The following is a 22222-nucleotide window of genomic DNA, read 5'->3' on the forward strand; positions in this document are numbered from 1 at the left end:
CCGGCGGGTGGATTCAGGTGGTGGTTACTGCCCGGTCTCGTCGCTCGGGCGGCTTTCCAGCGCGGCGACGCGCGCCTCCAGCTCCGCCAGGCGTTCGCGGGTCCGTTCCAGCAGGGCCACCTGGATGTCGAAGTCCTCGCGCGTCACCAGGTCCATGCGTTCGAAGCCGCTTTGCAGCGACGAGCGGACCTGGCGCTGCACGTCCTCCTGCATGTGGCGTACCGACTCCGGCAGGCTTTCGGTGATGCGGCGGGCGAGGTCGTCGAAGCGTTTGGAATCGATCATGCTGCAGTCTCCTGGCGCAAATGCTCGGTTGGGACCAGTGTAGCGCGGCGGGACGGGGGCGCGGCTACTGCGATGCCGACCGGCCGCCGTCCACCGGGATCACCTGGCCGGTGATGTAGGGCGCGTCCAGCAGCAGGAAGCGCACGGTACGCGCGATGTCCTCCGGGGTGCCCTCGCGCTTGAGTGCGGTGCGTTCAATCATTGCCTCGTGGGTGCCCGTGTTTTCGGCCTCCTCGGGGGCGAGGATCGCGCCGGGGGCAACGCCGTTGACCCGCACGTCCGGCCCCAGCTCGCGGGCGTAGGCCTGGGTCAGGGCCCACAGCCCGGCCTTGGCCGCCGAGTACACCGGGTAGCCCTTTAGCGGGCGCAGCGCATGGATGTCGACGATATTGACGACCGCGCCCTGCTGACGCTGCAACGCCGGATTGCAGGCCTGGGTGAGGAAAGTCGGGGCCTTCAGGTTGGACCCGATCAGGTCGTCCCAGCTCTGTGGGGTGATCTCGCCCACGGCGGTGGCGTAGAAGGTCGAGGCGTTGTTGACCAGGAAATCCAGGCGGCCCCAGGCCGCCTCGGCCTCGCGCGCCAGGCGTTCGATGGCCTCCAGGTCGAGGAGGTCGGCCTGCAGGGCGCGGGCGCTGTCCGGGCGCTCCGCGTTCAGTTCGGCGACGAGGTCTTCGGCATCCGTGCGCGAGCCGCGGTAGTGGATCAGTACCCGCAACCCGGCGGCGTGCAACCCGCGCGCGATGGTTGCGCCGACCCGCCGCGCGGCCCCGGTGACCAGCACCACCCGTGCCTCCCCGGACGTCGTGTCCATGCTGTCGGGTTGTACCTGCGCCACGCCTGCCCCCGGGTTGGTACCATTCGTCGTCATGATGCCGCCGAAACCTAGCACAAACGCCCCGGCCGATCCGGTGGCCGCCGATATCGCCCGGCGTCTGCACGCCTCCCTGCAACAGAGTGTCGTCGCCGGCGAGGGGTTCCTTCCGTTCGTCGATTACATGCAGGCCGCGCTGTATGCGCCGGGGCTTGGCTATTACGTGAACGGGGCGCACAAGCTGGGCGAGGGGGGCGATTTCGTCACCGCGCCGGAGCTGTCGCCCCTGTTCGGCGAGACCCTGGCGACCTGGCTGGCCCCGGTGTTGCGGGACGATCTGAACGGGACCGGCACACTGCTCGAATTCGGCGCCGGCAGCGGGCGGCTCGCGGGGGATGTGATCACCACGCTGCGCGAACTCGGGGTGGCGTGGGAGCGCTACTGGATCGTCGAGGTCAGTCCGGACCTTCGGGCGCGGCAGCAGGCCCACCTGGAGGCTGCGCTTGAACCCGCGGAGTACGCCCGGGTGGCGTGGCTGGATGCCCTGCCCGAGACCCCGTTGCGCGGTGTGGTACTGGCCAACGAGGTGCTGGATGCCCTGCCGGTGGAGCTCTTCCGCTGGCGTGAAGGCCGGGTCTGGCAGGTCGGGATCACGACCGATGCCGCCGGCACCCTGAGCCTGGCCGAGCGCCTGGCCCCGCCCGGCCTCGCCGAGCCGGTGGCGCGGCTCCAGGCCGAGCATGGCCCGTGGCCCGAGGGCTACCTCTCCGAATGGCGCCCGGCCCAGGCCGCGTGGGTGACCGCGTTGGCCGACTTCCTGGAGCAGGGGGTCGCCGTGATCGTGGACTATGGCTTTCCGCGCAGCGCCTACTACGCCCCGGAGCGTCACCAGGGTACGCTGGTGGGGTATTACCGCCAGCAGATGATCCAGGACCCGCTGGCTTATCCGGGCCTGATGGATCTGACCGCGAGCGTGGATTTCACCGGGGTTGCAGAGGCGGCGGACGCCGCGGGTCTCGACGTGCTGGCCTATGCCGCACAGGGCGAATTCCTGCTGGGGGCGGGGCTGCCAGGGCGTTTCGAGGCCCGCGTCGGCAGCGGCGAGGATGCCCGTGTGACCATGCAGGCCGCTCAGGCCGTGCGCATGCTGACGCTGCCCGGGGAGATGGGCGAGCGTTTTCAGGTGATGGCCCTGGGTCGCGATTGTGCACATTTGCCGCTGGACGGGATCCCGGATCGCCGGGGGCGACTGTGAGCGCTTGCCCCAACGCAATGGCGCGGACGCACAGGGGCTGCTTGGTGCGGCCCGTGAAACCCGGCATGCTTGCGCCATGATCGTACTGGGCATCGAGACTTCCTGCGACGAGACGGGCGTGGCGCTGATCGACGCGGACCGGGGCCTGCTTGCGCACCGGCTGTACAGCCAGACCGACCTGCACGCCGTCTACGGCGGCGTGGTGCCGGAGCTGGCCTCGCGCGATCATATCCAGCGGTTGCTGCCGCTGGTACGCGCGGTGCTGGACGAGGCGGGCGTGGACGGCCACGACCTGGATGCGGTGGTCTACACCGGTGGGCCGGGGTTGCTGGGGGCGCTCCTGACCGGGGCCTCGGTAGCGCGCTCCCTGGCCTGGGGCTGGGGCATCCCGGCGCTGGCCGTGCATCACCTGGAGGGCCACCTGCTGGCGCCGTTTCTGGAGGATACCGGGCTCGATTTCCCGTTCCTGGTGCTGCAGGTCTCCGGCGGGCATACCCAGTTGATTCATGCGCGTGCCCTGGGCGACTACGACCTGATCGGCGAGAGCATCGACGATGCCGCGGGCGAGGCCTTCGACAAGACCGCCAAGCTGCTGGGGCTGGGCTATCCGGGTGGGCCGGCGCTCGCGCGTCTGGCCGAGCAGGGGCGCTCGGACGCCCTGCGCCTGCCGCGCCCGATGCTCGACCGCCCGGGGCTGGACATGAGCTTCTCCGGTCTGAAGACCGCGGTGCTGACCGCATTGAAGAAACAGGTCTACCGGCCGGAGGATGTCGCCCGCGCCTTCGAGGAAGCGGTGACCGACACCCTGGTGGAGAAGACCCGGCGCGGCCTGGAGCAAACCGAGGCCCCGGCGCTGGTGGTCGCCGGTGGCGTGGCGGCCAACACGACATTGCGCGCCGGGCTCAAGGCCATGGCGCAGCGTCAGGGGGTGCCAGTGTATTTCCCGCGGCCCGAATTCTGCACCGACAACGGGGCGATGATCGCGCTGGCCGGGCTGCGGCGACTGCAGGCCGGCCAGGTTACGGAAACCGGGGCGCCGGTGGTGGCGGCGCGGGCGCACTGGCCGCTGGCGGAGCTGGCGCCGCCCGCGGTGGCATGAAGGGGGCTGCGGATGGGGCTGTAAACCCGTCCGCAGGCCGAAGGGTTATTCCTTTGGCGCCGCCGGGGCCTTGTCCTTCTGGCCGATCCGCGATTCCTCCCCGCGCATCAGGCGGCGGATGTTGCTGTCGTGACGGATGAACAGGATCACGCTCATCAGGGCCACGGCGGCACTGATCCAGTGGTCCATGCCCAGCAGGACCATGTACACCGGGGCCATGCCGGCGGCGACCAGGGCAGCCAGCGACGAATAGCGCCAGATGGCGGCAACGACCAGCCAGGTGAGCAGTACCAGGCCGCCGACCAGCGGGCTGATGGCGAGCATCACGCCCAGTGCGGTGGCTACGCCCTTGCCGCCCTGGAAGCGGTAGAACACCGGGAACACGTGCCCGAGGAAGGCGGCCAGGCCGATCAGGCCGATCGCCCAGCCGGGGAACAGGTCCAGTTGCAGGGCGACGAACACCGGCAGCCAGCCCTTGCCGACATCCCCGATGAGCGTGATGATGGCCGCCGTCTTGCCGCCCGAGCGCAGTACATTGGTGGCGCCGGGGTTCTTCGAGCCGGTGGTGCGCGGGTCCGGCAGGCGCAGCAGCTTGCTGACCAGAATGGCCGTGGAAAGCGATCCCAGTAGATACGCGATGATGATGCCGATTGTGATGCCCATGAGCGGTCAGCCTGCCTGCGCGGATTGGCGAGAGGATTCGACCGCACATGATACGCAAGCCGGTGGCCGCCGTTCAGGGCGCTGACGTGCCTGCCGCGCAATCGCAGGGCGGTGCTCCGACGCTGGTGCTCCTGCATGGCTGGGGCTTCTCCGGCGCGGTGTGGGCGCCGCTGCGGGCCGCGCTCCCGGGCGCGACACGGGTGCTGGCGCCGGACCTGCCCGGGCACGGGGCCGCCGGCGATGGCGAGACGCTGGCGGATGCCGAGCGCACCGCGGCGGCGTTGATCGCTTCGCTGCCAGCGGATGTCGAGTGTCCGGTGTGGGCGGGCTGGTCCCTGGGCGGCCTGGTCGCGCTGGCCGCCGCGCGCCAGTGGTCGGGGCCCCAGGGGCTGCTGCTGATCGGGGCCTCGCCGCGCTTTGCGAAGGCCGACGACTGGCCGGCGGCCCTGCCCCCGGCCGAGCTGGAAGATTTTCGTGCAGCCCTCGGGGGTGGTCGCCGGCGGCTGGAGCGCCGCCTGGCGATGCTCTGTGCACGTGGCAGCCAGGATGCCGCTTCGCTCGCCCGCCGGCTGGTGTTGCAGTTACAGGTCGCTCCAGCCTCGCCCGAGGGCCTGGAGGCCGGCCTCGCGCTACTGGAGGCGGCGGATCTTCGGTCCGTCTGGGCGGGCCTGGAGGTGCCGGCGGCGGCCTGGCTGGAGGCCGGCGATGCGCTGGTGCCGGCCGCCGTGGCGGACGATCTGCACGGGCTGCGACCCGCCAGTCGGATCGTCCGCGGCGTGGGCGGCCACGCGGAGTGGTTCGCGCGCCCGCTATCCTTGGCCGGTTTGGTCGTCGAGTTCTTGAATCAGTGCAGCGCAGGGAAATCCGCATGAGCCGACCCGACAGTTTCGATCTCGACAAGGCGCGGGTCCGCGAGGCCTTCGCGCGGGCGGCTTCCACCTACGAGGAGCACGCAGTCCTGCAGCGCGAGGTGCAGGAGCGAATGCTGGGGCGGCTGGACTGGGTTCGCATGCAGCCGGAGCAGGTCGTGGATCTCGGCTGCGGCATCGGCGAGGCCCTGGACCACTTGAGCCGCCGCTACCGCAAAGCCCGCCTGGCCGGGGTCGATTTCGCCCCGGAGATGGTCGCGCGGGCGCGCCGCCGCGGGCGCTGGCTGCGCCGGCCGCAGGTGGTCTGCGGCGATCTCGAGGCGCTGCCGCTGGCGGAGCAATCCTTCGACCTGGCGGTTTCCAGTTCCGCCCTGCAGTGGTGCGCCAGCCTGGATCAGGCGTTCATGGAGGTGCGGCGTATCCTGCGCCCGGGCGGGCTGTGGATGTTCACCACCTTCGGCCCCGACACCCTGCGTGAGCTGCGGGCCGCCTTCGCGGCGGTGGACGGTGGAGCGGGGACGCATGTGAACGCCTTCATGGATATGCACGACATTGGCGATGCCCTGGTGCGCGCCGGGTTTGCCGATCCGGTGATGGACCAGGAGGCCCTGACCCTGACCTATCCGGATCTGACCGGGTTGATTCGTGACCTGCGCGGGGTTGGGGTGCGCAATGCCCTGTCGGGCCGATCGCCGGGGCTGTTCGGTCCGCGCCGCCTGGTGGCGGTGGCCGAGGCCTACGCGCGCGACTTCGGCGTGGAGGGTCGCCTTCCGGCAACCTGGGAGGTGGTCTACGGCCATGCCTGGGTGCCGGATGCCCCGCCGCCATCGCGCCCGACGGGGCGGGTGATCCCGGTCCAGCCGATTCGTTGATCCAGATCAACGAATCTGGCCCGGCGCCCTCTCGCCTGGACGTGTATGACCGATGTATTATCGATGCGGTCAAAAGTTCCGCCAATCGCACTCAATATCCGAGTGACACAGGCGGTATTGGTTTTTTGTGGGCCCGGAATGGGGTAGAGTTCACGCCCCCGAACCATCGGGACATCCGTGTTCCCCGCAGCAAGGTGGAAAAGTCATGTCACAAGCAGCCACTACGGCGGGTGCCGCACCCGCAGCGTCAGTCGCGACTTCCGAGCAGTACAACTACGCGATTATCAAGCGGTTTGCCATTGCCGCCGTCCTCTGGGGCGTGTTCGGGATGGCCGCCGGCGTCTGGATCGCCTCGCAACTGGCGTTCCCGTTCCTGAATTTCGATATCGCGCAGATCACCTTCGGGCGGTTCCGTCCGGTCCATACCACGGCCGTGATCTTCGGGTTCGGGGGTAACGCGCTGTTCGCCACCTCGTATTACGTGGTTCAGCGGACCTGTCAGACTCGCCTGTGGAGTGACTCCATGGCGAGCTTCACCTTCTACGGGTGGAACCTGGCGCTGGTCCTCGGCGTGATCAGCTACACGATGGGGATCACCCAGGGTCGTGAGTACGCCGAATTCAACTGGCAGATCGACCTGATCATCCTGGTGGTCTGGGTGGCCTATTTCATGGTCTTCCTGATGACCCTGCTGCGCCGGAACCAGCCGCATATCTACGTGGCGAACTGGTTCTTTATGTCGTTCATCCTGGCGACTGCGTTGCTGCACATCTTCAATAACATCGAGGTGCCGGTCGGCCTCTTCCACACGCAGTCCTACCCCATCTTCTCCGGGGTGCAGGACGCTATGCGCCAGTGGTGGTACGGCCATAACGCGGTAGGCTTCTTCCTCACCGCGGCCTTCCTCGGGATGATGTACTACTTCGTGCCGAAGCAGGCCGGACGTCCGATCTACTCGTACAAGCTGTCCATTATCCACTTCTGGGCGCTGGTCTTCCTGTACATGTGGGTGGGCGCGCACCACCTGCACTGGACGGCCCTGCCGGACTGGGTCTCCACCTTGGCGGCGACCTTCTCCATCCTGCTGCTGCTGCCCTCCTGGGGCGGGATGATCAACGGGATCATGACCCTGTCGGGTGCCTGGGACAAACTGCGCACCGACCCGATCATGCTGTTCCTGATCACTGCGCTGGCGTTCTACGGCATGTCGACCTTCGAAGGCCCGATGATGTCGCTGAAGAGCGTGAACGCGCTGTCCCACTACACCGACTGGACCGTGGGCCACGTGCATTCCGGTGCCCTGGGCTGGGTGGCGATGATCACCTTCGGCTCCCTGTACCACCTGATGCCGCGGCTTTGGAACGTGAACCTGTACAGCCTGAAGCTGGTGTACGTGCACTTCTTCCTGGCGACCATCGGGATCGTGCTGTACATCACTGCGATGTGGGTGGCCGGTATTGGTCAGGGCCTGATGCTGCGTGCCTTCGACCAGTACGGGAACCTCGCCTACACCTTTACCGAGTCGGTGGTGTTCCTGCACAAGCCGTACGTGGTGCGCGCCATCGGTGGCGGGTTCTTCCTCGCCGGCATGCTGATCATGGCGTTCAACATCGCGATGACCGTTCGCTCGGGCATCAAGGCCGAGGCCCGCGAGGCCCAGGCTGCGTCCGCCGAAGCCCGCACGGCCTGATTAGGGAGAGACTAGACCCATGAAGCATGAAAGCGTTGAAACCAATGCCGGCCTGCTGATCATCCTCACCCTTGCGGTGATCAGCGTCGGCGGCCTGGTCGAGATCGTGCCGTTGTTCTACATCGACGACACGATCGAGGAAGTGGACGGTGTGCGTCCGTACACCCCGTTGGAGCAGCGGGGGCGCGACATCTTCCTCCGCGAGGGCTGCTACGCCTGCCACTCTCAGATGGTGCGCCCGTTCCGTGACGAGATGCTGCGCTACGGCCACTACTCGCTGGCGGCCGAGTCGCAGTACGACCATCCGTTCCAGTGGGGCTCCAAGCGCACCGGCCCGGACTTGGCCCGAGTTGGCGGCAAGTACTCCAACGAGTGGCAGGTCCAGCACATGATTGATCCGCAGTCGCTGGTACCAGAGTCGATCATGCCGGGTTATCCCTGGCTGGCGGAGACCCCGCTGAATTACTCCGATATCGACCGTCGGATGATCGCGCTGAAGCGAGTCGGTGTGCCGTACTCGCTCACCGAAGAGGAATACGAGGCCAACGTCGAGAAGTTCGGTGAAGAGCACGCCCGGATGTTCGACATCCGCAACGCCGAGGACAGCTTGGTTCAGCAGGCTCAGACCGAGAACTTTGACGGCAACCCTGGGACCATCACCGAAATGGATGCGCTCGTGGCCTATCTCCAGGTCCTCGGGACGATGGTCGACTTTAGCGAATACGACGACGGACACTTTGCCGAGTTTCGGTAAGGAGGAGCGGGCGCAAGCATGATGGGAATGTGGGAATGGATCACGGACATGGGCAACAGCAAGATGGTCGCCCTGTTGCTCTTCATGGGCACCTTTATTGGGGTCGTGATCTTCCTGTTCTCCAATCGGCGGCGCGCCCAGAAGTTCGAGACGTATCGCTACATTCCTCTGGATGACGATGATTCACATCGGGAGCCCGTGGCCCGGCGTGACAAAACCGAGAGTGACGAGCAATGAGCACACAGGACAACCGTGAAAAGGACCCGAACCAGGTCGAGACCACTGGGCACGTCTGGGACGGGAACCTCCAGGAATACAACAACCCGCTCCCGCGCTGGTGGCTGTGGGGCTTCTACGCCACGATCGTCTTCGCTGTGGTGTACTGGCTGATCTATCCGGCCTGGCCGATCGGTGACAGCTTCACCAAGGGTTTCAACACGATCACGTTCGAGCAGAATGGCGAAGAACGGACGATGCACTGGAATACCCGTGCGCTGCTGGCCAAGGACATGCAGACCGGTACCTACGCCGTGCGTCAGCGGGAAATGCTCGAACAGGTCGCGGCCCAGGATTACGAAACCATCCTGCAGGACGCCGAGAGCATGAGCTTCGTCAACGCCTACGCCCAGGGTTCCTTCGGCACCTGGTGTGCCGCCTGCCATCAGGTTGGCGGTGCCGGCGTGGTCGGGCAGTACCCGAACCTGCGCAACGACCACTGGAAGTGGGGTGGCACCGTGGAGCAGATCGAGGAAACCCTGCACCAGGGTCGCCTGGGCTACATGCCGGGCTACCGCGACACCCTCGACGGCGACCAGCTCAACCAGGTCGCAGCGTACGTGCTGTCGCTCAACGGCTACAGCGTCGACCAAGGTGAAGCGGACGCCGGCGAACGCATTTTCACCGGTACCGACGGCGGCTGCTTCCAGTGTCACGCCATGGATGGCCAGGGTCTGGCGTCCCAGGGGGCTCCCAACTTGACCAATGATCTGTGGGGTCTGGTGGACGTGCGCGGTGCGGAAAGCGACAGCGAGCGTCAGCGTCTGGTGGCGAACTTCGTTCGCAACGGCGCCCAGCGCGAGATGCCCGCCTTCGCGGACCGCCTGTCCGATGCGGAGATCAAGATGCTGACCGCCTACGTGCATTCGCTGGGTGGCGGGCAGTAAACGCGGATCTGTTGACCGTATGGGGAGCCCCGGGGCCGGGTGCTTCCCGCGATAACTACAGGGGTGCCCGCCGGGTTGTTTGACGCCCGAGGGCGCCCCTGCTTTTTTGGAAGGAACCCGATCCCAGGGCGCGCCTTGCAGCCGCCCCACTCTGCCGGATGGAACTCCGGGAGGTTTTGATGTCCCAGGCCCAGCCGTTGTACGAGGCACGCATCCCGATCCATCCGCGGTCGGTCAAGGGGCGTTTCCGCAATCTGAAGACCGGCATCCTGTTGCTCGCCTACGGTGTGTTCTTCGGCCTGCCCTGGGTCCGCTGGGAGCGCGAATACGGCCCCAATCAGGCGGTCTTGTTCGACATTCCGGGCCGGCAGTTTCACATCTTCGATCTGGTCGTCTACCCGCAGGACATCTTCTGGCTGGCCGGCTTCCTGCTCGTGGCTGCCTTGCTGCTGTTTTTCGTCACGGGTGTCGCCGGACGGGTGTTCTGCGGCTATTTCTGCTTCCAGACACTGTGGACCGACGTCTTCATGTGGCTGGAGCGCAAGATCCAGGGCGAACGGCCCGCCCGCCTGCGCCTGGCCAAGCAGCCGTGGAGTGGCGAAAAGCTCTTCAAGTACGGGTTGACCCACCTGTCCTGGCTGTTCGTGGCCTTCGCCACCGGCCTCGGCTTCGTCCTGTATTGGGGTAATGCCCCCTCGATCGTGAGCGACTTCTTTACCGGGCAGGCGGTCTACGCGGCATACTTGACCACCGGCATCCTGACGGCCACGACCTACACCTTTGCCGGATTGGCGCGCGAACAGGTCTGCACCTTCATGTGCCCCTACGCCCGCTTCCAGAGCGTGATGTTCGATCGCGACACCATGATCGTGTCGTATGAAGATGCGCGCGGGGAAGGCACCGCCGGGCGATCCAAGGTCAAGGCGGGGCTGAAGACCCGCGAGGAACGCCAGGCCGCCGGGGTGGGTGACTGCATCGATTGCGGCTACTGTGTACAGGTGTGCCCGACGGGCATCGATATCCGCGACGGACTGCAATTCCAGTGCATCCATTGCGCGCTGTGTATCGATGCCTGCAACACCATTATGGACAAGCAGGGCTGGCCCCGCGGCCTGATCGCCTATACCTCCGAACGCGAGCAGGAGGGCGGGAAGACCCGCGTCCTGCGCGGCAAGACCCTTGGCTACGGGGCCGCCGTGCTGATCGTGATCGTGGCGCTGGTCGCCAGTATTCTCGGTCGCCCGCCGGTGGATGCCAACGTCAACCAGGTGCGCCAGCCACTCTACGTCCAGATGTCCGATGGCCGGACCCAGAATGGCTACGAGATCCGCCTGAACAACACCGCCGATCGGGAGTTGGACTTCGAGATCGGCCTTGCGGGGCTGGAGGGTGCCGAGCTGGATCTGGGACAGGTGGAACGCATCCGTCTGGAGCCCGGGGAACGGCTGACCGTCGTGGCACGCGTGCGTCACGACGTGCCCGCGGGTACCCCCTCACCGCAGCCTTTCCGCTTCGTCATTACCGACCGCGAGGGCCATATCGAACCGCTCGAGGTGACCTCGCAGTTCAGCCACCGCTAGGAACCGTCCGCTGGGCACTGGCGAAGAAACAGTAATCGAGCTGCCGGAACTCGCGCGGCACACCGCAAGCGCCTAGCTTGCGTTCACGCAGGAAACGAAGAAAACAATATGAGCAACCTCGTCATTACCCTCGGCATCGGCAGTGCGGCACTGGCCATCCTGTTCGCCCTGATCTACCGCTTCACGCGTTTCAAGGCCTACAGCACCTCGGCCGTCGTGGTCGCGCTCATGCTGTTCGTGTTTATCCCTTACTCGATCCTGACCTGGCAGGGGGCGGACGTCTTCGCCATTCACCTGGCGCTCTACATCATCGTGCCTTACGGCCTGGGGATCGTCTTCACCCAGAAGGAGGCCGAGGTCGAGAGTGGTGGCAAGGGCAAGATTGGGCGTCTGCACTGGGCCCCGTTGGTGTTGGTGGGTTTCTTTACCATGGTCGCTTCGGTGCAGGCGGTCCTGATCACGCTCGCCCATAACGGGATGCCGCAGCAGTTCATTGGCTCGATCCTGCCGGAGCCGGAGAACCGGGCCGAGCGGGTGACCTCCGCTTTCCCAGGCACTGTGGCCGGAATGGAGAGCCGCAAGCAGGCGCTCGCCGTGCACCGGGTCTCGGATCTGCAGGAACAGCGACAGAAGGGCTGGCAGGTGCGTCAGGGCTGGGTCGACCGACCCACCGAGGGCGAGACCGCCACCCTGCAGGTCGAGGTGCGGGATGCGGACGGCGAGCCTATCGACGATGCCAGCATCCGCGGGCTATTCATGTGGCTGGCCGACGAACGTCGAGACCAGGGCTTCGAGATGCAGGCGACGGGCGAGGGCATGTATCAGGTCGAGATAGCGCTGCCGGCACCGGGGCGCTGGGATCTGCGCTTCCAGGTCCAGCACGATGGGCAGCTTCTGGAGCAACAGGCACGCACCCGCGTGCGTAGCGCCCAGCCCGGCTAGCTCCCGCCGCTCCCGCCGTGGCGCTCGCGTCCGACTCGCAGGGCCCGGCAACGCCCGAGGCCGAGGCCCGTTGTTTCCACTGCGGCCTGGAGGTGCCGGCAGGCGCCTGCTACCCGGTGACGTTCGAGGGCCGCGAGGAACCCACCTGCTGTCCCGGCTGCCAGGCCGTGGCCGGCGCGATCATCGAGCGTGGCCTGGGGGCCTATTACCATCACCGTGATGCCCCCCCGGCGGACACCGGCAGCCCCCTGATCCCCGACGAGCTCCGCGAGCTCGAACTGTTCGATCACCCCGGCGTCCAGCAACAGTTCGTCGCGCCCGCCGGCGCAGAGGGCGACCGCCGTGAGGCCGCCCTGATGCTCGAGGGCATCACCTGTGCGGCCTGCGTATGGCTGAACGAGCGTCATGTCCAGGCCCTTCCGGGCGTGGAGAGCTTTCGCGTGAATTACTCCACCCATCGCGCGCAGGTCGTCTGGGACCCCGCGCGGATCGCCCTGTCGGATATCCTCAAGGCGATCCGCGACATTGGGTACCACGCCCATCCCTACGACCCCGGCACCCGCGAGCAGGCGATCGCCCGCGAACGGGGCCTCGCCTTGCGCCGGATCGCCGTTGCCGCCCTGGGGATGATGCAGGTGATGATGCTGGCCGTGGCGCTCTGGCTGGGCGCCGAGGACACCGAGCACGAAGACCTGCTCCAGTTCATGCGCTGGGTCGCGGCGGCGCTGACCACGCCGGTCGTCCTGTATTCGGCGATCCCGTTCTACCAGAGCGCCTGGCGCGACCTGCGTCATCGGCAGCTGGGGATGGACGTGCCCGTGAGTCTGGCGATCATCGTGACCTACCTGGCCAGCCTGTACGCGGTCCTCCTCGGGACCGGCGAGCACGTCTATTTCGAATCGGTCGTGATGTTTGTCTTCTTCCTGCTCACCAGTCGCTATCTGGAGCTGATCGCGCGCCAGCATGCCAGCCATGCCATTGACCGCCTGGATCGCCTGGTCCCCGCCATCGCCAATCGTCTGGATGCAGCCGGGCGCATCGAGGCGGTCCCGGTCGGCGAGCTGGTGCCGGGGGATCGGGTACGTGTTCGCCCGGGCGAGACCATCCCCACGGACGGCGTGGTGTGCGAGGGCGAGTCGACGGTCAATCGTGCCCTGTTGACCGGCGAGCCCGAGCCGCACGCGGTGCGCGTCGGGGATCCCGTGACCGGCGGGACCGTGAACGTCGATGGCCCACTCGCCCTCGAGGTCCAGCGCGTCGGCGCCGAGACGACCCTGGCGGCGATCCAGCGGCTGCTCGATCGCGCCCAGACCGAGAAGCCGCGGATGGCCCGGATCGCCGAGGCCGGTACCGGCTGGTTTGTGGGTGCCGTCCTGGTCCTGACGGCGCTGGCGGGGCTGGTCTGGTATGCGTGGATCGATCCGACGCGGGCCCTCTGGGTCATGGTCGCCATGCTGGTCGCCACCTGCCCCTGTGCCCTGGCGCTCGCGACGCCGGTCGCGCTGACAGCCACCACCGGCGCGTTGTCGCGCCTCGGTCTGCTGGTTACGCGCGGCAGTGCCCTGGAGACCTTGCCGCGCGTCGATATGGTCTGTCTCGACAAGACCGGAACCCTGACCGTCGGCATGCCGCGTCTGGTGGCACAATCCGAGCTGCAGCCCGCGCCCGAGGGGGCTGACTGGCTGAACTGGGCCGCCGCGCTCGAGGCCCATTCCGAGCACCCCCTGGCACGCGCCCTGGTCGCTCCGGCCAAGTCCTCATCGGTGGTCGCTAGCGAGGTTCGCAACCTCCCCGGGCGTGGCCTGGTTGGCCACATAGAGGGCCACCGTGTGGCCATTGGTGGATCGTCGATGTTGCCGCAGCGCGGTACGCCCAGCCCGGAGCCACCCCTGGGCTATCCCCTGGCCACCCCGGTCTGGCTGGTGGTCGACGACCAACCGGTCGCCCTGTTCTGGCTGGCCGACACTCCGCGTCCCGGGGCGCGGAACGTGATCGCCGATCTGCAGCGGCGTGGGTTGCGGGTGGTCTTGCTGACCGGGGACCGCCCGCAGGCCGCGCAGGCCTTCGCGGCGGAAATGGGCATCGCCGAAGCCGAGGGTGGCCTGACCCCGGAGGGGAAGCTCGCCTATGTGCACGCTCGCCAGGCAGAGGGCCGGGTGGTCCTGATGGCCGGCGAGGGCATCAACGATGCCCCGGTGCTGGCCGGGGCCGACGTATCGCTGGCGATGGGTGGCGGCACCCAGCTGGCGCAGAATCAGGCCGACCTGGTCCTGCTCTCGGATCGCCTGGAACACCTGCCGCAGGCGCTGGACCAGGCGCGCCACACGCGGCGCGTGATCCGGCAGAACATCGCCTGGGCAATCGGCTACAACCTGGTGGCCCTCCCGGTGGCCGCGGCGGGGCTGCTGACTCCCTGGCTGGCAGCGCTGGGCATGTCGCTCAGCTCGTTGCTGGTGGTTGGCAATGCGCTGCGCCTGCGTCCGGGGCGCGACGTGATGGACACAGGCGCCGAGTCGTCGGTGCCTTCCGGAGAGGGGTCCGTGCGCGATCCGGCGTCACGGCCACCCCCGGTTTAAGCCGTTCGCGCGCCTGGGTACACTGGAAGCATGTCAATCCTCTACCTGCTGATCCCGCTGGCCATGCTGTTCGCCCTGGTGGTGTGCGTGGTGCTGTTCTGGGCCATCCGCTCGGGGCAGTACGACGATCTTCAGGGCCCGGCGCATCGCATCCTGATGGACGATGATGACCCGCGTATCCCGACCGGATCCGGCGAGGAGGCCCCTCCCGACTCGACCGGTGGGGGTCGGAAAAAGTCCCAGCGCTGACCTCGGTCGAACTTGCGCCGCGCTGCGGACCCGCTTACCCTTTGCCTATTCTGGTTGAAATTTCCCGAGGGCTTCGAGATGCGCGAGTGGTTTACTTTCCCCAACTTTCCGCTGACGTTCACGGTCGGCCTGATCATCTGGTCCTGGATTAGCTTCTTCTCGGTGATCCTGTTCGGCTGATCGGGCATGGAACCGTGCCGGGTGCCGGGCTTGGTCCCGCTGCACCTGGCAACAAAAAGGCCCCGGCTGATGCCGGGGCCTTTTTCGTTCGGGGCCCTTGGTTCGCGAGGGTGCGAAAGCGTCAGTCGTCGAAGGCGGCCCGGATGCGCTTGATCGCGCTGTTCTCGATCTGGCGGATGCGCTCGGCCGAAACGCCGTACTCCGCGGCCAGCTCGTGCAGTGTCGCCTTCTGGTCGGCCATGTAGCGGCGCATCAGGATGGTGCGCGAACGCTCGTCCAGTTCGCCCAGGGTCTCGCTAAGGCGTTCCTGATAATGACGGTCCCAGTCCTCGTCCTCGGTCACATTGGCGGGGTCGTCGCTCAGGTCCTCCAGGCTCAGGCGTTCCGACGGGGCCTGATAGCCGTATTCATCGTCGGCTTCGGGGCCCGGGTCGAAACTCGCATCCTGGCTCGAGAGGCGGCGTTCCATCTCCCAGACGTCCTTTTCGGAGACGCCCAGATCCTGCGCCACGGCGGAGACCTCGGCATTGGACAGCCAGCCGAGACGCTGCTTGGCACTGCGCAGGTTGAAGAACAGCTTGCGCTGGGCCTTGGTGGTCGCGACCTTCACGATGCGCCAGTTGCGCAGGATGAACTCGTGGATCTCGGCGCGAATCCAGTGCACGGCAAAGGACACCAGGCGCACGCCCTGATTCGGGTCGAAACGGCGGACGGCCTTCATCAGGCCCACGTTGCCTTCCTGGATCAGATCCCCCAGAGGCAGGCCGTACCCCTTGTAGCCGCGCGCAACGTGGATCACGAACCGCAGGTTGTGCAGGATCAGCTGGCGTGCCGCATCCAGGTCCTGGCGCTCGTGCAGCGCCACGGCCAGTTCACGCTCGTGCTCGGCGTCCAGCACCTCGATGCGGCCAACGGCCTGCATGTAGTGATCGAGGTTGCCCACCGGTACGGGCATGTCGATGCGTGGAGTGGTCAGGGCCTGGTTCATGCGTGGTGTTTCCTCCCGATTCATGACTCTACATTAGCAGTCTGTGAATAAGAGTGCTAAACCCTGCAAAGGTTCCGGACGTTTCGTCCGGGGCGCGTACCCCTAGGGGGCATCCCGCAGGGCATGGCCGCTGCCCAGCCGGGCGCCCAGCCAGCCGAGGAGGAGTCCGGCCAGAAGCAGGGCCAGGAGGTGGGTGGCCCCAGGCAGGGACAGCCCAAACTCGAGATCGAACGCGGCCGCGGCCTGTTCCAGTGGCGCCCGGCTCAGGCCGATCCCGATGAGCAGCAGGATGCCGGCAAAAATGCCGCCACCCAGGCCGGTCATCACGCCACCGTAGAGGGAGGGTCGACGCAGGAACCGGTGGGTGGCCCCGCTGATCCGCGAGATGGCGATCTCTTCCCGGCGTTCGCGCAGCTCCGAGGCAGTCGCCAGGGCCAGGATCAGCAACGCCCCCAGTCCCAGCAGGGCGCCCACCACCGACAGGATGCGCAGCCCCAACTGGTGCAGGCTGTTCAACTGCCGCACCCAGTCGTCGTCGCTGACCACCGTTGCACCCGGCACGGTGGCCGCAAGCGCCTCGCGTAGCGCCGCAACCGTCTCGGGATCCGCGGTCGCGGGGACCACATCCACCACGTCCGGCAGCGGGTTTTCGTCCAGCCAGTCCAGCAGGCCCGGGTCGGCCAGGCCCTCGCGATAGCGGGCCAGGGCCTCGTCGGCATCGATCCAGATCCAGCGTTCCACCCGTGCATCGGTCTCCAGGTGGCGTTCCAGATCCGCGACCGTGGCCGCCTCCACGCCGTCGAGGTAGAGGGCGATGCGTGGGTCATGGTCCACGTGGGCGGACAGGGCGCGGGCGTTGTCCAGCAGGACCCAGAGGTAGGCCGGCAGGGCGAGGATGAAGCCCAGCACGGCAATGCTGATCAGGCTCAGAACCGGGGCCTGCAGGCGGCGCTGCAGGCTGCGCCGGGCGGCATCCCGATGGGCCTCCAGCCAGGCCGGCACGGTGTCCTGCAGGCGACGGCCCGGCTTCATGCCGGGGCCCCCGCGGCCGCACGGGCCTCGATGCGTCCGTCTTCCAGGTGCAGGACCGGCTTGCCCATGCGCTCGACCAGGCCGAGGTCATGGCTGGCGATCAGGGCGGTCATGCCGACCCGGTTGAAGTCGTCGAACAGTTGCAGGATCTCGCGCGACAACGCCGGATCGAGGTTGCCGGTAGGCTCGTCTGCCAGCAGCAGGACCGGCCGGTGGACGATGGCCCGGGCAATGCCCACACGTTGTTGTTCGCCCGCCGACAGGGTGCGCGGGTTGACCCCCTCCTTGTGCAGCAGCCCGACCTTGTCGAGCGCCGCGCGCACGCGTTTGCGCATCTCCGGGCGGCGGTAGGCGAGGATCTCCAGCGGCAGGGCGACGTTGTCGAACACCGGGCGGTCGAACAGCAGGCGATGATCCTGGAACACCAGTCCGATACTGCGGCGAAACCCGGGAATCGCGCGGTTGGAGAGGCGGTCGAGGTCGTGGCCGTTGACCTGGATGCGCCCGCGGGTCGGGCGCTCGAGCCCGGCGATCAGGCGCAGCAGGGTGCTCTTGCCGGCGCCGGAGGGCCCGGTGATGAAGGCCATCGCACCCGGGTCCACGCGCAGGCTGACGTTACTGAGCGCCTCGGACGCGCTGCCGAATCGCTTGGTGACGCGTTGCAGACGAATCATCCGGTGTGCTCGTCAGTCGCTATCGCGGCCGAGCAGGGCGCGCACAAAGGCGCAGGCATCGAAGACCTGTAGATCCTCGGCGTTTTCCCCGACCCCGATGAAGCGCACCGGAATGCCCAGCTGTTCGGCCAGCGCGAACAGCACGCCGCCCTTGGCCGTGCCGTCCAGCTTGGTCACGACGATTCCGGTCAGGCCCAGGGCCTCGTGAAACTGACGGGCCTGGTTCAGGGCGTTCTGGCCGGTGCCGCCGTCGACCACCAGCAGGACCTCGTCCGGGGCGTGTTCGTCCAGCCGGCCCATCACGCGCTTCACCTTGCGGACCTCGTCCATCAGGTTGGTCTGGGTGTGCAGGCGCCCGGCGGTGTCGGCAATCATCACGTCGATGCCGCGCGCCTGCGCGGCCTGCAGGCCGTCGTAGACCACCGAGGCGGAATCCGCCCCGGTGCCCTGGGCGATCACCGGAGCGCCATTGCGCTCGCCCCAGGTCTGCAGTTGTTCCACCGCCGCGGCGCGGAAGGTGTCGCCGGCCGCCAGCAGCACCGAGCGATCGTCCGCCTGCAGGTGATGGGCCAGCTTGCCGATGGTGGTGGTCTTGCCGGCGCCGTTGATGCCGACGACGAGGATGGAGAAGGGGCGTTCGGCCTCCGGGATCTCCAGGGGGCGCGAGACCGGCTCGAGGATCTCGATCATGGCCGCCTCCAGGGCGTCCATCAGGGCCTCGGCATCATCCAGTTGTCCGCGTTTCACCTCGCGGGTGATACGATCCATGATCCGCTGGGTCGCATCCAGGCCCACGTCCGCGAGGAGCAGGCGTTCTTCCAGCTCCTCGAACAGTTCGTCGTCGATCTTGCGCCGGAGCAGCGCCCCCAGGTCGCCGCCCAGGACCTGCCCGGTCTTGGCCAGGCCCTTGCGCAGGCGCTGGAACCAGCCGCCGCGGGCGGGCTTCTCCGGCTCGCTGCCAGGTGCCTCCGCGTCGGGGGTGGCCGGGTCTTCGGACTTCTTTTTGCGGAAACCGAACATGCTCGATGTGGTCAAGTAGAGAGTTCGCCAATGCTAGCACGAGGATTCATGAATCATGCGCGGTAAAAACCTGGTCACAGTGCTCGTTACGGCGTTTGTCTTTGCCTGGCCCGTCGGGGTCCTGGCCGCGACGCCCGAGATCGAATCGAAGGTGGTCGAGACTACGCTGGACAACGGCCTGACGGTCCTGGTGCTGGAGGACCGGCGTGCCCCGGTGGTGGCCAACATGGTCTGGTACCGGGTCGGGTCGGCCGACGAGCACAGCGGCGTGACCGGCATCTCGCACATGCTGGAGCACATGATGTTTCGCGGGACCGAGCAGTATGAGCCCGGCGAGTTTTCGCGCATCGTTTCGCGTCTGGGCGGGCGCGAGAATGCCTTTACCGGCCGCGACTACACGGGTTACTTCCAGATCATCGGGCGTGATCACTGGGAGACCATGATGGCGATGGAGGCGGAGCGCATGCAGCACCTGAAGCTGCAGGAAGACGAGTTCCGTCCGGAGTTGAACGTGGTAAAGGAAGAGCGCCGTCTGCGCGTGGAGGACCAGCCCAACTCTCTTGTGCGCGAGCAGCTGATGGCCACGGCTTTCCTCAATCATCCGTATGGCAATCCGGTGATCGGCTGGATGAGCGATATCGAGGCCTACACCCTGGAAGACAATCAGGCGTGGTATGACCGCTATTACCACCCGAACAACGCGGTGGTCGTGGTGGTCGGCGATGTCGATGCCGAGCGGGTCATCGAGGCGGCCCGGGAGCATTTTGGGGACATCCCGGCGGGTGATCTCCCGGAGACGAAGCCGCGCGCCGAGACGCCGCAAAAGGGCGAGCGCCGCATCACCGTCGAGGCCCCCGCAGAGCTGCCCTACCTGCTGATGGGCTGGAAGGCGCCGGTTCTGAATACCGTGGACGACCCGGTGGATGTCTACGCACTGATGGTGGCGGCCGGGATCCTGGATTCCGGTGAGGCCTCGCGCTTTGCCCGCGAGATCGTACGGGGCGAAGAACTGGCCGGCGCGACCTCGGCCCGCTACAGCCCGTTCAGCCGGCTGGATGACCTGTTCATGATTGCGGCGGTGCCCACGGCGGCCACGGATGTGGAGACGCTTGAGGCGGCCCTGCTGGAGCAGGTGGAGCGGCTGAAGGACGAGCCGGTCAGCGACAGCGAACTGGAACGGGTGCAAGCGCGGGTGATCGCCTCCGAGGTGTATCAGCGTGACTCGGTGCGCTCCCAGGCCTTCCAGCTGGGCATGCTGCAGATCATCGGCGTCGGCTGGCAGGAAGGCGATCGCTTCGTCGAGCGCGTGCGTGCGGTGACTGCCGAGGATGTGCAGCGCGTGGTGCGCGAGTACCTGGTGCCGGAACGACGCACGGTCGGCATTCTCGATCCGCAGCCCCTGGATGGTGACGACCCGCCCGATCCGGGTGCGGTAGAACCCTATGGCGATACCGCGGGGGGTATGTAATGACGGGAGGCAACATGATGCGAACGGGATTCCTGGTAGCCCTAGTCGGTCTGCTGGCGCTGGCGCTGCCGGCCCAGGCAGTGGAGATCGAGGAGTGGGAGACCGACGAGGGGCTGCGCGTGCTGTACGTGGCGGCGCCGGATTTGCCGATGGTCGACCTGCGCTTGACCTTCGACGGCGGGGCCTCGCGCGACGGCGACCAGAATGGCCTGGCCTCGTTGACCAGCAGCGCCCTGCAGCATGGCACGGCGGAGATGGATGCGGACGCGCTGGCCGAGGGTTTCGAGTCGGTGGGCGCGCAGTTCAGCACCACCGCACTGCGCGACATGGCCATCGTCAGTCTGCGTAGCCTGACCGAGCCGGACTGGATGGATGCGGCGCTGGAGACCATGTCCGCAGTCCTGGCCGAGCCCGCCTTCCCGGAGGCCGATTTCGATCGAGCCCGGCGCCAGGCCCTGCAGGGGCTGCAGCGCGAGCGCCAGGATCCCGGGAGCGTTGCCACCCGGCGTTTCTACGAGTTGATGTATGGCGATCACCCCTACGCCAACTGGCCGGGCGGCGAGCGCGAGACCCTGGAGGCGTTGCAGCCCGCGGATGCCCGCGCGTTCTACGAGCGCCACTACACCACGGCCAACGGCGCCCTGGCGATCACGGGCGGGCTGAGCCGCAGTGAGGCCGAGGCTGCGGCGGCACGCATCTCCGCCGCCCTGCCGCAGGGGCCTGCGGTGGAACCGCTGCCCGCGGTGGAACCGCGCGAGGACCCGGTCGAGGAGCGTATCGACTTCCCTTCCGAGCAGGCCCATATCCACATGGGGGCCCCGACCCTGCGCCGCGGCGAGGATGACCACTATGCCCTGACCCTGGCCAACCATGCCTTCGGCGGGGGCGGCTTTATCTCGCGCCTGTTCCTGGAGATTCGCAGCGCGCGCGGGCTGGCCTATTCGGTCAGCAGCCGCTTTCAGCCCATGGCGGTCGAGGGTCCCTTCCGTATCGGGATGCAGACCGGGGTCGATCAGGCGGACGAGGCGGTGACCGCGCTGCGCGAGGAACTCGAGCGCTGGCATGCCGAGGGTATCGATGCCGACGAGCTGGAGGCCTCGCGCGAGAACGTGGTCAACAGCTTCCCGCTGTCTTTGGCCTCGAACAGCGACATCGTCGGTCTGCTCGGGATGATCGCCTTCTATGATCTGCCGCTGGATTATCTGGAACGCTACATCGAACGCATGGAGGCGGTCGAGCTGGATCACCTGAACGCGCGGCTGCGCGAGCGCATCAACCCGGAAGCGATGGTCACGGTGATCGTGGGTGGCCAGGAGTAGGCGCGCCCCCGCCGGACGCCCCGCGCGCATCCGCATCATCGGCGGCGCCTGGCGCCGCCGCTGGCTGCCGGTGCTCGGGGTCGGCGGGTTGCGCCCGACTGCGGACGCCCTGCGCGAGACCCTGTTCAATTGGCTGCAGCCGCGACTCCCGGGCGCGCGCGTGCTCGACCTGTTCGCCGGCACCGGGGCGCTGGGGCTGGAAGCGGCCTCGCGCGGGGCGGACTCGGTGCTGCTGGTCGAGCGCGATGCCCGTGCCGCGGCCCAGCTTCAGGCCAACTGCGAGACCCTGGGGGCCGAGCAGGTGAGCGTGCGCCGGGATGACGCCCTGCGCCTGCTGGCCGGGGAACCGCCCGACGGGTTGCCCTTCGATCTGGTGCTGGTGGATCCGCCATTCGGCCAGGGCCGGGTGGCGCCGGTGCTGGAGGCCCTTCGCGCGCACGACTGGCTGCACGCGGACAGCCGGATCTACGTGGAAATCGAGTCCGAGGCGGACCTCGAGTTCCTCGCTGCGGGTGGCTGGGAGATCGAGCGCGAGCGTCAGGGCGGGCAGGCCCGTGCCTTGTTGCTGGCCCGTGCTCCAGTCGCCGAGGCGGCGTAATATGGCCCCGGATATGGCGCAGGATATGACGCCGGGTGCGAAGCCCTTCACGTTTTTGCAGTCGGAGTAGTCTTTCGCTACGGTGGCTTTGTCCCACCTACTGCGGCAACGCCCAACGGGCGTGATCCTGTG

The 22222-nt window shown here is 67.4% G+C and carries 22 protein-coding genes; 15 read left to right on the top strand and 7 right to left on the bottom strand.

The window, feature by feature from the left end:
- Positions 1–24 precede the first annotated feature (24 nt).
- Entirely contained in the window at positions 25–285 is a 261-nt protein-coding gene (locus G333_RS0104445; RefSeq protein ID WP_019627774.1) for an accessory factor UbiK family protein, read from the bottom strand.
- 64 nt (positions 286–349) lie between these two features.
- The gene (locus G333_RS0104450) at positions 350–1072 is read right to left on the bottom strand and encodes a pteridine reductase (protein WP_026340880.1); all 723 of its coding nucleotides are present in this window, start codon (positions 1070–1072) and stop codon (positions 350–352) included.
- Between the two features lie 82 nt (positions 1073–1154).
- On the opposite strand from G333_RS0104450, the gene G333_RS0104455 reads away from it, so the two are divergent.
- A complete protein-coding gene (locus G333_RS0104455) occupies positions 1155–2354 on the top strand; it encodes a class I SAM-dependent methyltransferase (RefSeq protein ID WP_038037930.1) in 1200 nt (399 codons plus the stop codon).
- 76 nt (positions 2355–2430) lie between these two features.
- Positions 2431–3453 carry a tRNA (adenosine(37)-N6)-threonylcarbamoyltransferase complex transferase subunit TsaD gene (tsaD, locus tag G333_RS0104460; protein ID WP_019627777.1) on the top strand — a complete coding sequence of 341 codons (1023 nt, stop codon included), beginning with the start codon at positions 2431–2433 and terminating at the stop codon, positions 3451–3453.
- Positions 3454–3498: 45 nt separating this feature from the next.
- On the opposite strand, the gene plsY is transcribed toward tsaD, so the two are convergent.
- Positions 3499–4116, bottom strand: coding sequence for a glycerol-3-phosphate 1-O-acyltransferase PlsY (plsY, locus tag G333_RS0104465; protein WP_018168903.1), 618 nt, complete (start codon positions 4114–4116; stop codon positions 3499–3501).
- A 47-nt stretch (positions 4117–4163) separates the two neighbouring features.
- Between plsY and G333_RS0104470 the strand changes: the two genes are divergently transcribed.
- The 10 genes from G333_RS0104470 (at position 4164) to ccoS (ending at position 14811) form a co-directional block, all read left to right on the top strand.
- Positions 4164–4988 (top strand): alpha/beta fold hydrolase, encoded by an 825-nt coding sequence (locus G333_RS0104470; protein WP_019627778.1) that lies wholly within the window; start codon positions 4164–4166, stop codon positions 4986–4988.
- Positions 4985–5857, top strand: a complete 873-nt coding sequence (gene bioC / locus G333_RS0104475; RefSeq protein WP_019627779.1) for a malonyl-ACP O-methyltransferase BioC — start codon at positions 4985–4987, stop codon at positions 5855–5857. The genes G333_RS0104470 and bioC overlap by 4 nt, the downstream gene beginning before the upstream one ends.
- Positions 5858–6062: 205 nt before the next feature.
- Entirely contained in the window at positions 6063–7547 is a 1485-nt protein-coding gene (gene ccoN / locus G333_RS0104480) for a cytochrome-c oxidase, cbb3-type subunit I (RefSeq protein ID WP_019627780.1), read from the top strand.
- Between the two features lie 19 nt (positions 7548–7566).
- On the top strand, positions 7567–8301 hold the full coding sequence (ccoO, locus tag G333_RS0104485) for a cytochrome-c oxidase, cbb3-type subunit II (RefSeq protein ID WP_018948183.1): 735 nt from the start codon (positions 7567–7569) through the stop codon (positions 8299–8301).
- Between the two features lie 18 nt (positions 8302–8319).
- Positions 8320–8538, top strand: coding sequence for a cbb3-type cytochrome c oxidase subunit 3 (locus tag G333_RS0104490; RefSeq protein ID WP_026289106.1), 219 nt, complete (start codon positions 8320–8322; stop codon positions 8536–8538).
- Complete coding sequence (gene ccoP / locus G333_RS0104495) at positions 8535–9464, top strand: cytochrome-c oxidase, cbb3-type subunit III (protein WP_019627781.1); 930 nt, start codon at positions 8535–8537, stop codon at positions 9462–9464. Before G333_RS0104490 ends, ccoP begins: the two co-directional genes overlap by 4 nt.
- A gap of 179 nt (positions 9465–9643) precedes the next feature.
- Entirely contained in the window at positions 9644–11044 is a 1401-nt protein-coding gene (gene ccoG, locus G333_RS0104500; RefSeq protein ID WP_019627782.1) for a cytochrome c oxidase accessory protein CcoG, read from the top strand.
- A gap of 108 nt (positions 11045–11152) precedes the next feature.
- Positions 11153–11986, top strand: a complete 834-nt coding sequence (locus G333_RS0104505) for a FixH family protein (RefSeq protein WP_019627783.1) — start codon at positions 11153–11155, stop codon at positions 11984–11986.
- Between the two features lie 17 nt (positions 11987–12003).
- Positions 12004–14562, top strand: coding sequence for a heavy metal translocating P-type ATPase (locus tag G333_RS0104510; protein ID WP_019627784.1), 2559 nt, complete (start codon positions 12004–12006; stop codon positions 14560–14562).
- 30 nt (positions 14563–14592) lie between these two features.
- Positions 14593–14811, top strand: a complete 219-nt coding sequence (gene ccoS, locus G333_RS0104515) for a cbb3-type cytochrome oxidase assembly protein CcoS (protein ID WP_019627785.1) — start codon at positions 14593–14595, stop codon at positions 14809–14811.
- 301 nt (positions 14812–15112) lie between these two features.
- On the opposite strand, the gene rpoH is transcribed toward ccoS, so the two are convergent.
- The 4 genes from rpoH to ftsY all read right to left on the bottom strand — a co-directional run bounded on the left by rpoH (position 15113) and on the right by ftsY (position 18705).
- On the bottom strand, positions 15113–15979 hold the full coding sequence (gene rpoH, locus G333_RS0104525; protein WP_018145092.1) for an RNA polymerase sigma factor RpoH: 867 nt from the start codon (positions 15977–15979) through the stop codon (positions 15113–15115).
- Between the two features lie 102 nt (positions 15980–16081).
- On the bottom strand, positions 16082–17011 hold the full coding sequence (locus tag G333_RS0104530; protein WP_019627786.1) for an ABC transporter permease: 930 nt from the start codon (positions 17009–17011) through the stop codon (positions 16082–16084).
- A complete protein-coding gene (ftsE, locus tag G333_RS0104535; protein ID WP_018950980.1) occupies positions 17008–17685 on the bottom strand; it encodes a cell division ATP-binding protein FtsE in 678 nt (225 codons plus the stop codon). The genes G333_RS0104530 and ftsE overlap by 4 nt, the downstream gene beginning before the upstream one ends.
- A 12-nt stretch (positions 17686–17697) precedes the next feature.
- The gene (gene ftsY / locus G333_RS0104540; RefSeq protein ID WP_019627787.1) at positions 17698–18705 is read right to left on the bottom strand and encodes a signal recognition particle-docking protein FtsY; all 1008 of its coding nucleotides are present in this window, start codon (positions 18703–18705) and stop codon (positions 17698–17700) included.
- A gap of 55 nt (positions 18706–18760) precedes the next feature.
- Between ftsY and G333_RS0104545 the strand changes: the two genes are divergently transcribed.
- The 3 genes from G333_RS0104545 to rsmD are packed head-to-tail and all read left to right on the top strand — an operon-like array spanning position 18761 to position 22090.
- A complete protein-coding gene (locus G333_RS0104545) occupies positions 18761–20173 on the top strand; it encodes a pitrilysin family protein (protein WP_018937412.1) in 1413 nt (470 codons plus the stop codon).
- A gap of 14 nt (positions 20174–20187) precedes the next feature.
- Positions 20188–21492: a pitrilysin family protein gene (locus G333_RS0104550; protein WP_018168915.1), complete on the top strand. Its 1305-nt coding sequence runs from the start codon at positions 20188–20190 to the stop codon at positions 21490–21492.
- Positions 21479–22090: a 16S rRNA (guanine(966)-N(2))-methyltransferase RsmD gene (gene rsmD / locus G333_RS0104555; protein WP_018168916.1), complete on the top strand. Its 612-nt coding sequence runs from the start codon at positions 21479–21481 to the stop codon at positions 22088–22090. The genes G333_RS0104550 and rsmD overlap by 14 nt, the downstream gene beginning before the upstream one ends.
- Positions 22091–22222 lie beyond the last annotated feature (132 nt).

The organism is Thioalkalivibrio sp. AKL10, from assembly GCF_000381845.1.
Lineage (GTDB): Bacteria > Pseudomonadota > Gammaproteobacteria > Ectothiorhodospirales > Ectothiorhodospiraceae > Thioalkalivibrio > Thioalkalivibrio versutus.

What these genes read in the sequence shown, in the direction of transcription:
- ftsE (WP_018950980.1), bottom strand. Translation starts at nt 17,685, where the DNA reads ATGATTCGTCTGCAACGCGTCACCAAGCGATTCGGCAGCGCGTCCGAG.
- bioC (WP_019627779.1), top strand. Translation starts at nt 4,985, where the DNA reads ATGAGCCGACCCGACAGTTTCGATCTCGACAAGGCGCGGGTCCGCGAG.
- ccoO (WP_018948183.1), top strand. Translation starts at nt 7,567, where the DNA reads ATGAAGCATGAAAGCGTTGAAACCAATGCCGGCCTGCTGATCATCCTC.
- G333_RS0104530 (WP_019627786.1), bottom strand. Translation starts at nt 17,011, where the DNA reads ATGAAGCCGGGCCGTCGCCTGCAGGACACCGTGCCGGCCTGGCTGGAG.
- G333_RS0104455 (WP_038037930.1), top strand. Translation starts at nt 1,155, where the DNA reads ATGATGCCGCCGAAACCTAGCACAAACGCCCCGGCCGATCCGGTGGCC.
- G333_RS0104545 (WP_018937412.1), top strand. Translation starts at nt 18,761, where the DNA reads ATGCGCGGTAAAAACCTGGTCACAGTGCTCGTTACGGCGTTTGTCTTT.
- tsaD (WP_019627777.1), top strand. Translation starts at nt 2,431, where the DNA reads ATGATCGTACTGGGCATCGAGACTTCCTGCGACGAGACGGGCGTGGCG.
- ccoS (WP_019627785.1), top strand. Translation starts at nt 14,593, where the DNA reads ATGTCAATCCTCTACCTGCTGATCCCGCTGGCCATGCTGTTCGCCCTG.
- ftsY (WP_019627787.1), bottom strand. Translation starts at nt 18,705, where the DNA reads ATGTTCGGTTTCCGCAAAAAGAAGTCCGAAGACCCGGCCACCCCCGAC.
- rpoH (WP_018145092.1), bottom strand. Translation starts at nt 15,979, where the DNA reads ATGAACCAGGCCCTGACCACTCCACGCATCGACATGCCCGTACCGGTG.
- G333_RS0104470 (WP_019627778.1), top strand. Translation starts at nt 4,164, where the DNA reads ATGATACGCAAGCCGGTGGCCGCCGTTCAGGGCGCTGACGTGCCTGCC.
- plsY (WP_018168903.1), bottom strand. Translation starts at nt 4,116, where the DNA reads ATGGGCATCACAATCGGCATCATCATCGCGTATCTACTGGGATCGCTT.
- G333_RS0104505 (WP_019627783.1), top strand. Translation starts at nt 11,153, where the DNA reads ATGAGCAACCTCGTCATTACCCTCGGCATCGGCAGTGCGGCACTGGCC.
- G333_RS0104490 (WP_026289106.1), top strand. Translation starts at nt 8,320, where the DNA reads ATGATGGGAATGTGGGAATGGATCACGGACATGGGCAACAGCAAGATG.
- ccoG (WP_019627782.1), top strand. Translation starts at nt 9,644, where the DNA reads ATGTCCCAGGCCCAGCCGTTGTACGAGGCACGCATCCCGATCCATCCG.
- G333_RS0104550 (WP_018168915.1), top strand. Translation starts at nt 20,188, where the DNA reads ATGATGCGAACGGGATTCCTGGTAGCCCTAGTCGGTCTGCTGGCGCTG.
- ccoN (WP_019627780.1), top strand. Translation starts at nt 6,063, where the DNA reads ATGTCACAAGCAGCCACTACGGCGGGTGCCGCACCCGCAGCGTCAGTC.
- ccoP (WP_019627781.1), top strand. Translation starts at nt 8,535, where the DNA reads ATGAGCACACAGGACAACCGTGAAAAGGACCCGAACCAGGTCGAGACC.
- G333_RS0104445 (WP_019627774.1), bottom strand. Translation starts at nt 285, where the DNA reads ATGATCGATTCCAAACGCTTCGACGACCTCGCCCGCCGCATCACCGAA.